This is a genomic window from Blautia sp. HCP3S3_C4, from assembly GCF_052064095.1.
Taxonomy (GTDB): Bacteria; Bacillota; Clostridia; order Lachnospirales; family Lachnospiraceae; genus Blautia_A.
In genome coordinates this window covers 105160-119487 of the sequence record NZ_JBQHWF010000008.1, presented here as the reverse complement: position 1 = coordinate 119487, position 14328 = coordinate 105160, and the positions used below count along the sequence as shown (strand labels likewise).

The 14328-nt window shown below is 41.2% G+C and carries 12 protein-coding genes and 1 pseudogene; 4 read left to right on the top strand and 9 right to left on the bottom strand.

The features are described from left to right. Nucleotides 1–12: 12 nt before the first annotated feature. Together argJ and argC are read right to left on the bottom strand one after the other, a co-directional pair. Complete coding sequence (argJ, locus tag ACTNC6_RS09205) at nt 13–1236, bottom strand: bifunctional glutamate N-acetyltransferase/amino-acid acetyltransferase ArgJ (protein ID WP_441034075.1); 1224 nt, start codon at nt 1234–1236, stop codon at nt 13–15. Between the two features lie 356 nt (nt 1237–1592). After that, nucleotides 1593–2633, bottom strand: coding sequence for an N-acetyl-gamma-glutamyl-phosphate reductase (gene argC / locus ACTNC6_RS09200; protein ID WP_173744104.1), 1041 nt, complete (start codon nt 2631–2633; stop codon nt 1593–1595). Nucleotides 2634–3130: 497 nt separating this feature from the next. Here argC and ACTNC6_RS09195 point away from each other — a divergent pair, with 497 nt between their 5' ends. Beyond that, nucleotides 3131–4357: an argininosuccinate synthase gene (locus tag ACTNC6_RS09195; RefSeq protein WP_019160698.1), complete on the top strand. Its 1227-nt coding sequence runs from the start codon at nt 3131–3133 to the stop codon at nt 4355–4357. 102 nt (nt 4358–4459) lie between these two features. Here ACTNC6_RS09195 and ACTNC6_RS09190 read toward each other — a convergent pair whose 3' ends face one another. Further along, entirely contained in the window at nt 4460–4828 is a 369-nt protein-coding gene (locus ACTNC6_RS09190) for a BlaI/MecI/CopY family transcriptional regulator (protein WP_019160697.1), read from the bottom strand. A gap of 221 nt (nt 4829–5049) precedes the next feature. On the opposite strand from ACTNC6_RS09190, the gene ACTNC6_RS09185 reads away from it, so the two are divergent. From ACTNC6_RS09185 to ACTNC6_RS09175, 3 genes are all read left to right on the top strand, one after another. Next, nucleotides 5050–6327, top strand: a complete 1278-nt coding sequence (locus ACTNC6_RS09185) for an amidohydrolase family protein (RefSeq protein ID WP_441043923.1) — start codon at nt 5050–5052, stop codon at nt 6325–6327. 98 nt (nt 6328–6425) lie between these two features. Continuing rightward, a complete protein-coding gene (locus ACTNC6_RS09180) occupies nt 6426–7802 on the top strand; it encodes an NCS2 family permease (protein WP_441034081.1) in 1377 nt (458 codons plus the stop codon). 222 nt (nt 7803–8024) lie between these two features. Further along, nucleotides 8025–8924 (top strand): DMT family transporter, encoded by a 900-nt coding sequence (locus ACTNC6_RS09175; RefSeq protein ID WP_441043940.1) that lies wholly within the window; start codon nt 8025–8027, stop codon nt 8922–8924. Between the two features lie 160 nt (nt 8925–9084). Here ACTNC6_RS09175 and ACTNC6_RS09170 read toward each other — a convergent pair whose 3' ends face one another. The 6 genes and pseudogenes from ACTNC6_RS09170 to ACTNC6_RS09145 all read right to left on the bottom strand — a co-directional run bounded on the left by ACTNC6_RS09170 (nt 9085) and on the right by ACTNC6_RS09145 (nt 14203). Next, nucleotides 9085–11130: a Sip1-related alpha-galactosidase gene (locus ACTNC6_RS09170; RefSeq protein WP_441043922.1), complete on the bottom strand. Its 2046-nt coding sequence runs from the start codon at nt 11128–11130 to the stop codon at nt 9085–9087. A gap of 32 nt (nt 11131–11162) precedes the next feature. Continuing rightward, complete coding sequence (locus ACTNC6_RS09165; protein ID WP_026649642.1) at nt 11163–11369, bottom strand: hypothetical protein; 207 nt, start codon at nt 11367–11369, stop codon at nt 11163–11165. Then, nucleotides 11366–11623 carry a hypothetical protein gene (locus ACTNC6_RS09160; RefSeq protein WP_441043939.1) on the bottom strand — a complete coding sequence of 86 codons (258 nt, stop codon included), beginning with the start codon at nt 11621–11623 and terminating at the stop codon, nt 11366–11368. Before ACTNC6_RS09160 ends, ACTNC6_RS09165 begins: the two co-directional genes overlap by 4 nt. A 63-nt stretch (nt 11624–11686) precedes the next feature. After that, nucleotides 11687–12493: pseudogene (locus tag ACTNC6_RS09155) on the bottom strand (glycoside hydrolase family 27 protein); the annotation flags it as partial. Between the two features lie 33 nt (nt 12494–12526). Beyond that, nucleotides 12527–13360, bottom strand: coding sequence for a carbohydrate ABC transporter permease (locus ACTNC6_RS09150; protein WP_441034088.1), 834 nt, complete (start codon nt 13358–13360; stop codon nt 12527–12529). A gap of 15 nt (nt 13361–13375) precedes the next feature. Then, a complete protein-coding gene (locus tag ACTNC6_RS09145; RefSeq protein WP_441043921.1) occupies nt 13376–14203 on the bottom strand; it encodes a carbohydrate ABC transporter permease in 828 nt (275 codons plus the stop codon). Nucleotides 14204–14328 lie beyond the last annotated feature (125 nt).

Sequence of the window (14328 nt, the reverse complement as noted above, 5' to 3'; positions counted from 1 at the left end):
TATTCTCCTTTATTATGAACGATAATCCGCATTGATTTTTATATAATCATAAGTCAGGTCACAGCCCCATGCAGTTGCTGTGGCATCACCCATCTTCACATCAGCGATTGCTGTGACAGCTTCCTCAGAAAGAATCTTCGTTGCCTCTTCTTCACTGTAATCCACAGCCACACCATTCTCGATAATCTGAATCTTACCAGCCTTACTCTCAAAGAACAGATCCACCTTCTCAGGATCAAACTTCGCACCGGAATATCCCATAGCACACAGGATTCTTCCCCAGTTTGCATCATGTCCGTAGATAGCAGCCTTTGTCAGAGAAGAAGTAACAACAGACTTACTCAGTGTAACTGCCTGCTCCTTAGACTCTGCACCAATGATCTTCACTTCAAACAGCGCAGTCGCACCCTCTCCGTCACCTGCAATCTTCTTTGCCAGAGTAGTATTGATATAATTCAGCGCAGCCTTGAAAGTCTTGTAATCCTCACCCTTCTCTGTGATCTCCGGATTCTCAGCCAGACCATTAGCCAGAAGAAGAACTGTATCATTGGTAGAAGTATCTCCATCAACAGAAACCATATTGTAAGTATCCTTAACATCCTCACTTAACGCTTCCTGCAGCATCTTCTTGGAGATTTTCGCATCAGTAGTCACAAAACCAAGCATGGTACACATATTCGGATGGATCATACCGGAACCCTTACACATACCACCAACAGTAACCGTCTTACCGCCAATCTCGATCTGAACAGCAACCTCTTTCTTCTTGGTATCAGTAGTCATGATCGCTTTCGCAGCCTCAGTACCAGCCTCCAGAGAACCTTCCAGCTTCGGTGCCATCATCTTCACACCATTCTTAATACGGTCAATGGGAACCTGCATACCAATCACACCTGTAGAAGCAACCAGCACACTGTCAGCAGCCACCCCAAGAATCTCAGCAGCCGCATCCGCAGTCTCCTTACAATACCCATAACCTTCTGCACCAGTACATGCGTTGGCAATCCCACTGTTACAAATCACCACCTGTGCAGACGGATGATTATAAACAATATCCTGATCCCATTTAACAGGCGCAGCCTTCACCACATTGGTAGTAAAAGTCCCCGCAGCCACACATGGCACCTCACTGTAAACCATAGCCATATCCGTTCTGCCCTTATACTTAATCTCAGCCGCAGCCGCAGCTGCCTTAAATCCCTTAGCCGCCGTAACGCCGCCCTCTATAATCTTCATAAAACCTCAATCCTTTCTATATAATAAGACAAACTATCTTGTTTCCCGTCCACATCCTCCACTCTCAGCGACTGCCGCAGGTCCTCTGCGCAGTCACGTCCGTCAGACATCCACATCCCTTCCGTCTTGAAAAGTCAGCTCCGGAAATTATTTGGTTTTGAACGCATTTGCAGGAGCTGTAGTAATTCTTAGTGCTCGGGAATTTGCGTTATGAGGCGGCTGCATCACTGTCTGAGCGAAGCGAGTTTGACAAGCCGCCTCATGCCCTTAGCAAATTCACGAACACTTAGAATTAGTAAGCCCCGAAACCGCGTTCAAAACCAAATAATTTCCGGAGCGTCCCCTTTTCATTTAACTTACGGACACATCGGCACCTGCAGCAGTCCCTCAGCCTCCTTAAATCCAAACATCAGATTCATATTCTGTACAGCCTGTCCTGCAGCACCTTTCACCAGATTATCCATAGCTCCCATCATAATAACTCTGTGAGTTCTCGGATCAATCTTAAAGTTCACATCCACATAATTACTTCCCTCCACACACTTAGTCTGCGGACAAACATCCTTATCAAGTACACGGACAAAAGTCTCCTTCTCATAATACTTATCATAAACTGCCTTCACTTCTTCATAAGAAACATCCTTAGTCAGAGAAGCATAAGCAGTCACCAGAATACCACGATTCATAGGAATCAGATGAGGTGTAAAATTAATCAGCACTTCCTTACCGCACGCATAACCAAGCTGATCCTCAATCTCAGGTGTATGTCTGTGATTTGCAACACCATAAGCCTTAATATTCTCATTCACTTCGCAGAACAGATTAGCAACCTTGGCTCCACGTCCTGCTCCTGAAGTACCGGACTTCGCATCAATAATAATCGTAGACGGATCGATCAGCCCCTCTTTGATCAGCGGATAAATAGAAAGTGTAGAACATGTGGGATAACATCCAGGATTTGCAATCAGTCTGGCTTTCTTAATCTCCTCACGGTTGATCTCACATAAACCATAAACCGCCTCATCAATAAACTGCGGAGCCTTATGCTCAATCCCATACCATTTCTCATATTTCTTCACATCTTTAATACGGAAGTCAGCACTCAGGTCAATGACTTTCGCTTTGGAAAGAATTCCTTCATTAATTAAAGAAGCGCAAAGTCCCTGAGGAGTAGCTGTAAAGATCACATCCACTTCATCAGCTAATGCTTCCATATTATCATCCATACATTTTGCATCTACCAGTTTAAAAAAGTTCTGATAAACATCTGAATATTTCTGGTCAATATAACTTCTTGAACCATACCATGCAATTTCCACATCTTTATGTCCCAGCAGCAGTCTGACAATTTCGTTCCCTGCATAACCAGTAGCACCGATAATACCTGCTTTAATCATAATCTTCTCCTCCATATCCTGACAGTACTCTCTCTACCCTGATCAAAAAACTATTTATTCTGAAGTTTTTTATCCGAGAATCTGCACTTCTGTCTCTGTAATCTCTAAGCTCTGAAATCTTTTTTGCAGTGTTTTAACCGAATCAAGTAAGTCCCCTGCTTCAATTGCAAATGTCCCCCTGACTAAACCGTAACACACTGCCGTATCAGAGTGATGGATTAATCATACATCTTACCTGCATATTATGCAATAGCTATTTTCCATTGTTTTACATATATTTTATTTTATTTCTTGTAATTCCCCTGCATTTTTCAATATTTATTGCATATTTATGCAAAAACAAATAAAACTTTTTTCCATTTCCCTATTGCATATTTATAAATAAAGGTGTATATTATCACTTGTCAAACACATACAAATGTAAACTGTGTTTTTCTCATTGAATATTTATACAAAAATATTTTCTTATAAAAATACATTTCAGGAGGACTATTATCATGAAAGAAAAAGTCGTTTTAGCATACTCAGGCGGTCTTGATACCACAGCTTTAATCCCGTGGTTAAAGGAAACCTTCGATTACGATGTTGTCTGCTGCTGCGTAAACTGCGGTCAGGGAAACGAACTTGACGGGCTGGAGGAAAGGGCAAAATTATCCGGTGCTGCCAAATTATATATTGAAGATATTGTAGATGATTTCTGTGATAATTACATTATGCCATGTGTACAGGCAGGTGCTGTATATGAGCATAAATATCTTCTTGGAACCTCTATGGCACGTCCGGCAATCGCCAAGAAACTGGTTGAGATCGCACGTAAAGAAGGAGCTGTTGCTATCTGCCACGGTGCTACAGGTAAAGGTAATGACCAGATCCGTTTTGAACTTGGTATCAAAGCCCTTGCTCCTGATATCAAGATCATTGCTCCATGGCGTATGACAGACAAATGGACCATGCAGTCCCGTGAAGATGAAATTGATTTCTGCAAAGCTCACGGAATCGATCTTCCATTCGATATGAGCCACAGCTACAGCCGTGACAGAAACTTATGGCACATCAGCCATGAAGGTCTGGAGCTGGAAGACCCTTCCCTGGCTCCGAATTATGAAAACATGCTTGTGTTAGGTGTTACACCTGAGAAAGCTCCTGATAAAGATACTGAGATCACAATGACATTCGAGCAGGGTGTTCCGAAAACATTAAACGGCAAAGAAATGAAAGTTTCCGAAATCATTACAGAGCTGAACAGATTAGGCGGAGAGAATGGTATCGGTATCGTAGATATTGTTGAGAACCGTGTTGTTGGTATGAAATCCCGTGGTGTATATGAGACTCCTGGCGGAACCATCCTGATGGCAGCTCACGAGCAGCTGGAAGAACTGACACTTGACCGTGAGACAATGGAAACCAAGAAAAAACTTGGCAGCCAGTTCGCTCAGGTTGTTTACGAAGGAAAATGGTACACCCCTCTGCGTGAAGCAATCCAGGCTTTCGTTGAATCCACACAGAAATATGTAACAGGCGAAGTTAAGATGAGACTGTACAAAGGCAATATCATCAAAGCCGGTACCACTTCTCCATACAGCCTGTACAATGAATCTCTTGCATCTTTCACAACAGGTGACCTCTATGACCACCACGATGCAGACGGATTCATCACACTGTTCGGACTTCCACTGAAAGTTCGTGCTATGATGTTAAAAGAAGTAGAACAGAACAAGAAATAATTTCCAATAATAAAAACAGGCTGTGGTGCACAGATGCACCGTAACCTGTTTTTATTATTAAAAATCCTATGGTTCTTTTTCAAAAAAGCTTCCTTCCGCTTCTTATTTCAGCTCTGCTTTTTTTCGATCCAATAGCTCCTGAAGTTTTTCCAGATCCTCTTCTGTAAGTCCTTCGGTTTCCAAAAGCGCATGCATCATTTCCACCGGAGAAATCTTTCTGCTCTGTGCATTTCCTTTCAGATATTCTTCTCTGGTGATCAAAGGTGTATAGTTTCTCGCATAAACCTTGCCATTCATAGAGGTTCCAGCTACCTTTATCAGATTTTCCTTCAAAAGAAGTTCCAGACATCTGCGCACAGTAGGCATTTTCAGCTCAGGTGCAATCTCGTTGATCTCAAAAGCAGACAATGGTCTTCCCTCTTCCCAAAGCACATTCATGATATCATATCGTTTACCTTTTAATATGTCCATTTTAAGATCCCCTTCCAATTTTAACCAAATATCAATATAATAATACTGGAATATCAAATTAATTACAATTACAGTACCCTTACGTTCCTTTACATAGCCTTTACAAATTTATATCTGTCAGTTGATATTTCTGTCATATTTATTACAATTGACACTATGCCCGAAACACTTTATAATTTCATCTGATAATCCTTTTATTTCAAAGAAAGAAGGTGGCAATAATGCTTACAGATACATTTGCCCTGAAAGGTACCATTTGTTACAGTATCTCCCCTCAGGAACTTTCCATCACTCCAAACAGTTATCTGATCTGCAGCCAGGGAAAATGTGCCGGAATATTTCCAGTGCTCCCTGAAAAATACAGGGGAATCCCCTGCACAGACTATAAAGATGACCTGATCATTCCTGGTCTGACAGATCTGCATGTACATGCCCCCCAGTACACATTTCGTGCCTCAGGTATGGATTTAGAATTACTGGACTGGCTGAATACCTATACATTCCCACAGGAAGCACGTTACGAAGATCCTGAATTTGCAAAGGAAGCTTATTCTATTTTCGCTGAAGATATGAAGAAGAGCCCGAATACAAGAGCATGTATCTTCGGAACTCTGCATGTCCCTGCTACTGAGATCCTGATGGAGCAGCTGGATAAGACCGGACTGAAAACCATGGTGGGAAAAGTAAATATGGACCGCAATGGTTCTGCCAAATTACAGGAAGAGAGTGCTCAGGCTTCCGCAGATGCAACTGTCCGGTGGATTGAGGATACCCTGAACAGGTTTGAAAATACAAAGCCAATCCTTACTCCCAGATTTACTCCATCATGTTCTGATGAACTGATGAAAAAGCTTTCTGAAATCCAGAAGAAGTATCACCTGCCAATGCAGTCTCACCTCTCTGAAAATTTCGGTGAAATTACCTGGGTAAAGGAACTTTGTCCGAATACACATTTCTATGGAGAAGCATACAGCCAGTTTGATCTTTTTGGAGGTGACTGTCCGACGATCATGGCGCACTGCGTTCATTCTTCAGATGAAGAAATTGCCCTTATGAAAAAACAGGGCGTTTACATTGCACATTGTCCACAGTCCAACACAAATCTCTCCTCAGGTATCTCTCCTGCCAGACGATATCTGGACGAGGGTATGCATGTCGGACTTGGATCTGACATTGCAGGAGGAACTTCCGTTTCCATTCTGCGTGCCATGGCTGATGCCATTCAGGTTTCCAAACTGTACTGGCGGCTGATCGATTCTTCCATGAAGCCGCTGACTGTTGAAGAAGCCTTTTATATGGGAACAGAAGGAGGCGGTTCCTTCTTCGGAAAGGTAGGAAATTTTAAAGAAGGTTATGAATTTGATGCAGTTGTACTTAATGACAGCACCATTCCAACTCCATTAAAACTCTCTCCGAAAAACAGGCTGGAAAGACTGATCTACCTTTCAGATGACCGCAACATAACCGCTAAGTATGTAGCTGGCAGGAAGATTCTGTAACTGCAGGAAATACAGATTCTGATGGTGTTTTTTCGGAATGATTATCTGAGGCACCGCAAAACAGCCGGCAATTTTTAAAATCAAAAGGGAGAAAGATTATGAATCTTGACAAATTATTCCATCTCAAAGAAAACCACACAGATGTAAAGACCGAAGTTATGGCAGGTATTACAACATTCATGACAATGGCATACATTCTGGCTGTAAACCCAAACATTCTGGAGGCATCCGGAATGGACAGAGGTGCTGTTTTTACAGCGACCGCACTGGCATCCTTTATTGCAACCTGTCTGATGGCTGCGCTTTCTAATTATCCATTCGTTCTTGCACCTGGCATGGGTCTGAATGCCTACTTTGCCTACACTGTTGTTCTTGGCATGGGCTACAGCTGGCAGCAGGCACTGGCAGCTGTATTTGTAGAGGGTATTATTTTTATCCTGTTATCTCTGACCAATGTACGTGAGGCAATTTTTAATGCGATCCCAATGAACCTGAAACATGCAGTATCTGTTGGTATCGGACTTTTCATTGCTTTCATCGGACTGCAGAATGCTAAGATCGTAGTTAATAACGACTCCACTCTGGTAGGCGTATTTTCCTTTAAATCCTCCGTTTCCGGCGGAACATTTAATACTGAGGGAATCACTGTTCTGCTTGCATTGATCGGACTTCTGATCACTGCCATCCTTCTTGTTAAGGGTGTAAAAGGAAACATTCTCTGGGGTATCCTGATCACATGGGGACTTGGCATTATCTGCCAGTTGACAGGGCTTTACAAACCTGATCCTGCAGCCGGCTGGTTCAGCCTCCTGCCTGATTTTTCAAACGGAATCTCCATTCCAAGCATGGCTCCCACATTTATGAAAATGGACTTCTCCATTGTCTTCACACTTGATTTCGTAGTCATTATGTTTGCATTCCTGTTTGTAGATATGTTTGATACTCTGGGAACTCTAATCGGTGTTGCTTCCAAAGCTGATATGCTTGACAAAGAAGGCAAACTTCCGAACATCAAAGGCGCTCTTCTTTCTGACGCAGTAGGAACTACAGTAGGTGCTATGTGTGGTACTTCCACAGTTACTACTTTCGTAGAGAGTGCTTCCGGTGTTGCTGAAGGCGGACGTACAGGACTTACTTCCCTGGTAGCAGCCATCCTCTTCGGATTATCACTGCTGTTATCCCCGATTTTCCTGGCAATCCCGTCCTTTGCCACAGCACCGGCTCTGATCATCGTTGGATTCCTGATGCTCACATCAGTAACCAAGATTGACTTCAACGACATGACTGAAGCAATCCCGGCATTTATCGCAATCATCGCAATGCCATTCCTGTACAGCATTTCCGAAGGTATCTCCATGGGTGTTATCTCCTATGTGATCATCAACGTTGTTACAGGCAAAGCAAAAGAAAAGAAAATCAGCGCTCTAATGTATGTGCTTGCTGTACTGTTCATTCTGAAATATATCTTTATCTGATTCTGAATAAACAGTCAGACACTTACAATTCCATATTTGAAAAAGAAGTCTCCTGCAGAGGCTTCTTTTTGATTTCCCGGAATTATATTCATGGAATTACTGCAATAATCTTCTTTCCCTTTCCACATCTGTATTGTATAATTATGAAGGCGTATATTCATTTTTGTCTTATCCGCTTATACATTATCAGGAAGGATTATTTACATCATGCAAAAACAACAGATACCTTTAAAAAATTCACTGCTTCTGCTCCTCACGGCAACTGTATGGGGAATCGCATTTGTCGCTCAGAGCGTGGGAATGGATTATGTGGGTGGCTTCACCTTTAATGCAGCCCGTTCCCTGATCGGATCCGCAGTGTTAGTTCCATTGATCTTTGTCTTTGGGCAGAAAAACAGCTCCGGCGATCCATCCTCTGATACATCAGTCTCACCTTCACAGAATCGAAAAGATCTGATCGCCGGCGGCATTATCTGCGGTATTTTCCTCTGCCTGGCAAGTAATTTTCAACAATTCGGCATTAAATATACAACTGTAGGAAAGGCAGGTTTTATCACTGCCTGTTATATTGTGATCGTGCCAGTGCTCGGACTGTTCCTCGGAAAAAAATGCAGTAAACTCATATGGGCTGCTGTTGCAATGGCTCTGGTCGGTCTTTATCTTCTGTGCATTACAGATGGTTTCTCCATCGGAAAAGGTGATATGCTCGTACTTATATGTGCATTTTTATTTTCTGCACACATACTGGTCATTGATTACTTTTCACCAAAAACAGACGGCATAAAGCTTTCCTGCATTCAGTTTCTGACCTGCGGAATCCTCTCCGGCATTCCTGCACTAATATTCGAACATCCGGATTTTTCTTCCATTCTTGCCGCATGGAAGCCAGTCCTCTATGCAGGTGTCATGTCCTGCGGTGTGGGCTACACTCTTCAGGTCATCGGACAGAAGAACATGAATCCGACTGTGGCATCCCTGATCCTCAGCCTGGAATCCTGCATCTCTGTCCTGGCCGGATGGATTATCCTCGATCAGAAACTAAGTACAAAAGAAATCCTTGGATGCGTCATTATGTTTGCCGCAATTATCCTCGCACAGCTTCCACAGAAACAATCTGCATAATATCGTGAAAATTCATCAGGTCCAAGTATAAATCCAGTTTATGAAAACAAAAACCGCCTTGATATTGATTATTAATTAATCAGTAGTCGGCGGTTTTACATAATTATGCACTTAATTATAAGAGAATAGTTTTAAGTTCATCAGCAAAAGTCTTAATTGATTATACTGTTGTTGGATACTCTATTTCCAACATCATATTTTCATCTGAATCTTCAAGTACCAGCTCATAAACAAATCCATTTTTCTGTACTTTGTCTGTCAGATCTTTGCCATTTATCGTCACTTTTTTAATCTTTTTCTCTGTGAGCCAGACAACATTCCCTGTTTCTGTAATTTTGAAAGAGGTTATATTTTCTTCGTTTTTCTGCGTTTCTACTGCAAGAAATCCTGTATATTTTTCAACAAGTCCAAGACATGCGAAAGGTCCATCATTCGGGAGAAGTATATAGTAAGCATATTCTCCTGCATCTAACGCAATCTGTTTTTTCTGCCCTCCACACAGAACTTCAGCATTTTTTGAAAAATAATTATATAACCAGTATGTTTTAGTATCATCTAATTCCGAAATATCTTTTGCAGAAATAACAGTTTCCTGTTTTTCTTTTGTTAGATTAAAAGCGGTAATGACACCACCAAACTTATTGCCGGACCAGATACCAACATTCTGAAGTTTTAGAATTCCTATCTGTAATGGATTTGTAAAAACAGTATCTTCCGTTGGCTTAGCTGCTCTTTGCATCAAAAGAAGTTTTCCATTTTGATAACAAAGCTTTTTAACCACATCCGCATTTGTCTCTCCGATTCGGTCACTGAAATATACCGGTCCTCCGCTGACTGCACGCAAAAGACTGTGTTTTACTGCATCCGGATGCATGGTCCAGAACATATCCCAGTCACAATGGTAGATTTCATTATGATATAAGGCATTATATGCATTCTGAAGAAGATGTTCTGCAAAACCACCTTCACGATTTGGAACGAAATCATCGCTGTTTCTGGAAACACCTGTACTTGGTCTAGCAACAATACTTTCCATGGCCATGCCCATACAGTTGATGACATTTCCATTCATCACTTCCGCACCTTTGTCCAGCTCACGATTCATACCTCTTGCAGCACTTGCAGTTGGCTGATCCTGCTGGAAATAGATTGGAACAGCACTTTGTCCATCTACTTTTACAAAATCAATCTGCTGCTTTTTTAACAGCTGATACCAGTTGCGATAAAATCCGGCTCCATTTACAGGATTTGGGACAAGTCTTCCATTTACAGTGGCATATAAATGGTTATTTTCCAGTTGTGCGAGTTCACTATCAGGATCTACACCTGCCCAGTATCCCCCTAATGCATGCCATACACCAAACCATGAAATATTACTTTTCTGCTTGATATCTGTAATCAATGCATCAAAACCATTTGGGAATTTTTCTTTATCCGGTTCATATGCACAAAGCATATCATCTCTGCCGTTCATCCAGCCATCATCAAAAAGCATCCATCTTACAGGAACTTGTTTTTCAATCAGTTCTTCAGCTTTTGCGCGAAACTTTTCTTCGTTGATTTCTTTATAAAATGCATCCCAGCTGCACCATCCAATATACTGCAGAAATTCTGGAAAAGTGCGTTCTTCTCTCAGTGGAATACCGAAAGCTTTGCTCAGGTATTGAAAAATTTTTCTGATTGCTTCCTCTAACGTATTTCCGTCTGCAATCAGATAAACGGGTTCATCCAGTTCTCTGAGACCGCCAACACCTGCCTCCATCTTCAGGTACATTCTGTTCTGGGCTTTCCCACTACAGACAGTTGTTTTAAAAATTTTTCCAACCATTGGAAGAAAACATGAGTAATGATCATTTTGTCTGCAAAAAATAATCTGTGTTTTTTCTGGCACTTCATTTATTTCAGTAATAAAAGCGGGTCTTGTCCACCATTCATTAAACATGTACATGCATGTCATTTTTTCGGGAATTTCATCAAGTTCAAGTGCAATCTGTATTGGTGCATCAAGTGCCAGCCCCGTCATATCCCATGTGTCTTTGCGGGAAATATTTAATTTTAAGCTTCCGATTCTGCAGCCTTCTTGTTCCTCTTCAGTAAAGCAAATCTGGTAATTATCTTTGGTGCAAATTTCTCCTGTCGGAGACAAAGCAAAGTGTTGTTTTTCATTCAAACAATTAATCTGAATATTAGACTTCATACATCTCATAGTTATTCTTCCTATACCTGATAATTTCCGTGTCACTGTTTTGCAAATAATACACAGATGCCACTTTTATGATACATTTCAATAATATGCTCTAGATGTTCCCGTGTGCAGGAAAGATACTGTGCCTGGCAATCCAGGCACATATATTTCCTTGAAGCGATTCCGTAAAGCTTACGGTGCAGTGCAATCTCATCTGACTGTAAATTTTTCTGACATTTCATGCACAGATAATCACTCATTCCAATTCTCCTTCTGGAACTACTTTACATCGATAAACACTACATCCGTGTGACGGAACTGTCTTTGCAAATACTTCTTTCTGAATTCCAAGATCCTTATGATTAATACAGTCATAAAAATTCAAATTGCATCTGGAATTGAGAGAGAGTCCGATATCCCAAAAATCAACAGCACATTTTTCCGGAACATCTCCCATGTTGAAAAATGCAATTGCAAGGTCACCGTTGCTTAAGAATTTTACCAGAACATGCACTTCCGGACTATTAGACTCACAATGAACCTCATAAGACTGGCGGCATTCGATATCCTGATTGATTGCAATCAGATCCTCATTAAGCAGGATTGCTTTATCCTGTTCCGAAATTTTTCTGATATCACATCCGATCATTAATGGAGAATTCATCATTGCCCATAATGCAAAATGTGTCTGATATTCCTCTGTGCTGCATCCGCCAGCAGCAATATACTCATTGCCACCTGCTCCATGCATTCCTACAACCAGCATATCCATATCATTATGGCAATATGGTGCAGAGTATGGCATTTTATCTAACTGGGATAATGCAATATCTTTGATAGAGTTCCATGAATCATTGATATCTTCTGTAGACCGGAACAGATGCGCACCTGTAGATTTTATCCAGTTATAAACATCATAAAATCCCCATTCACAGGCTGAGAATACAATGTCACGACCGCAATTGGCAAGCGCAAGACCCATGCGACGATATAAGGTCTGTACATCCTGGCGCTGCGGTTTAAAGCAGTTGTCATATTTCAGAAAATCTACTCCCTACTCAGCAAATTGCTTTGCATCATCATATTCATGTTCAAAGCTTCCCGGATAATCTGCACAGGTTCTGGTTCCGCAGCAGCTATACATACCAAACTTAAAACCATTTGCATGAACATAATCAGCAACTGCTTTCATTCCGTGAGGAAATTTTTCAGGATCAGGTACCAGACGCCCATGATCACGCTGTTTCAGACTCCAGCAGTCATCAATTACAATGTACTCATAACCTGCTTTCTGGTAGCCCATTGCCTTCATCTGATCCACAATTTCAAAAATCAGCTCTTCATTAATATTTTCAGTAAATGTATTCCAGGAGTTCCATCCCATTGGTGGAACCGCACACATATTTTTTCGATTCATTTATAATTTTCCTCCTGAGGTCGCAATTCCTTCTACAAACTGTTTCTGGAAAATAAGATAGAGAATTAACATAGGCAAAACTGCCATTACCGCCCCTGCCATGATTTGCGGATAATTATTTGTAAACTGTCCCTGAATTTTTGATAAAGCTGCTGTCAATGTTGTTGCATCGGATTTCGGGCAGACGATCATTGGCCACATCAGGTCTTTATAAGCAAATAATGCAGTAAAGATACCAAGAGATACCAGAGAAGATCTGGTCAGCGGAAGCATAATATAAAAGAACTGTTTTGGTATGGAACAACCATCCAGTTCCGCTGCTTCTTCCAGGGATTTTGGCAGGCTTTGATAGCTTTGCTTGCAAAGATAAGTGCCGAATGCAGTGACAATACCAGGAAACAGCAGTGCGAACTTCGTATTCAGCATATGCATATTTGATACCATCAGATACTGTGGAATAATGAAAATCTGTCCAGGCACCATCATCTGAATCAGGATCAGAGAAAAGAAAAACTTTTTAAATGGAAAATGCAATCGCGCAAATGCATATCCTGCAAGTGTAGCAGTCATGCAGGCGCATACAACACGCAGAAAGATTGTGATCAGGGTATTTTTATAAAGTATCAGGAAATTGTAGGATTTCCATACTTCGGAAAAGTTTTCAAAATGCCATCCGTTGTGTGGGAAAATCAAAAACGGATTAATGGAGATTGCTTCACTTTTTGTTTTTAATGCGGTCAGTATCATCCATGCAAATGGAATCAGCATGATCAGTGAACCTGCAATCAAAATAATATGTATGATTAATGAAACGGTTCTTTTTTTTTCTGTCATATCTTTTTCTCCCCCTTATTCATAGAATACCCATTTTTTCTCAGATTTCTGAAGAATAATGGTCAATATTCCAATGATACCCATAGTGAAGATAACGATTGCTGCACCGTATCCACGGTTGGACTGCTCAAATGCGTATTCATAGAATAGATAGGTAATAGTTTTGACTGAAGGCCATGCACGGCTTGTCTGATCCATGATCATAAACGGAAGGTCGAAAAGCTGAAGTGCTCCAATTAGACCAGTCTGTAAAACGAAGAAGATCATTGGTGAAAGAAGCGGAACAGTGATATATCGGAATGCCCGGATACCAGTGCATCCGTCCATCTGTGCAGCTTCATAATAATCTTTTGGAATATCCTGAAGGCCTCCGAGGAAAAGAATCATATTATTTCCCAGAGCACCCCAGACACCAACGATAACTACAGAAAGCATTGCAATCTTGGGGTTTGTGATCCAGTTGATTTTTACATTCAGAAGGTGGTTTAAAAGACCATAATCCTGGTTATACATCCATTTCCATACCATGGCGATTGCAGCTGGCGCACAAACCATAGGAAGGAAAAATATCATACGATAGACGCTACGGAATTTCATTTTTCTGTTCAGAAATACTGCCAAGACAAGAGGAATGATTAATGTTAACGGAATGCTCAGCAGAGAATAACGGATAGAATTCCATAAACATTTAAAAACTTCCGGATCATGAAACAGCTTTGTATAGCTTTTTAAACCGATCCAGACATTACCGATACCAAAATCACCTGTCTTGCAGAAAGATTGATATGCAACCTGAATCATCGGATAGTAATTCAATATTAATAAACCGATGATTGTTGGCATAATAAACACAATTCCCTAAAATGCCTGTGATTTTTGACGACGTGTCATCTTTTTTTTCATATCAGACTCTTCCTTTCTAAAAAGCTTGGCAAGCGGATATTTGCAATCCGCTTCGCCACTTGCTC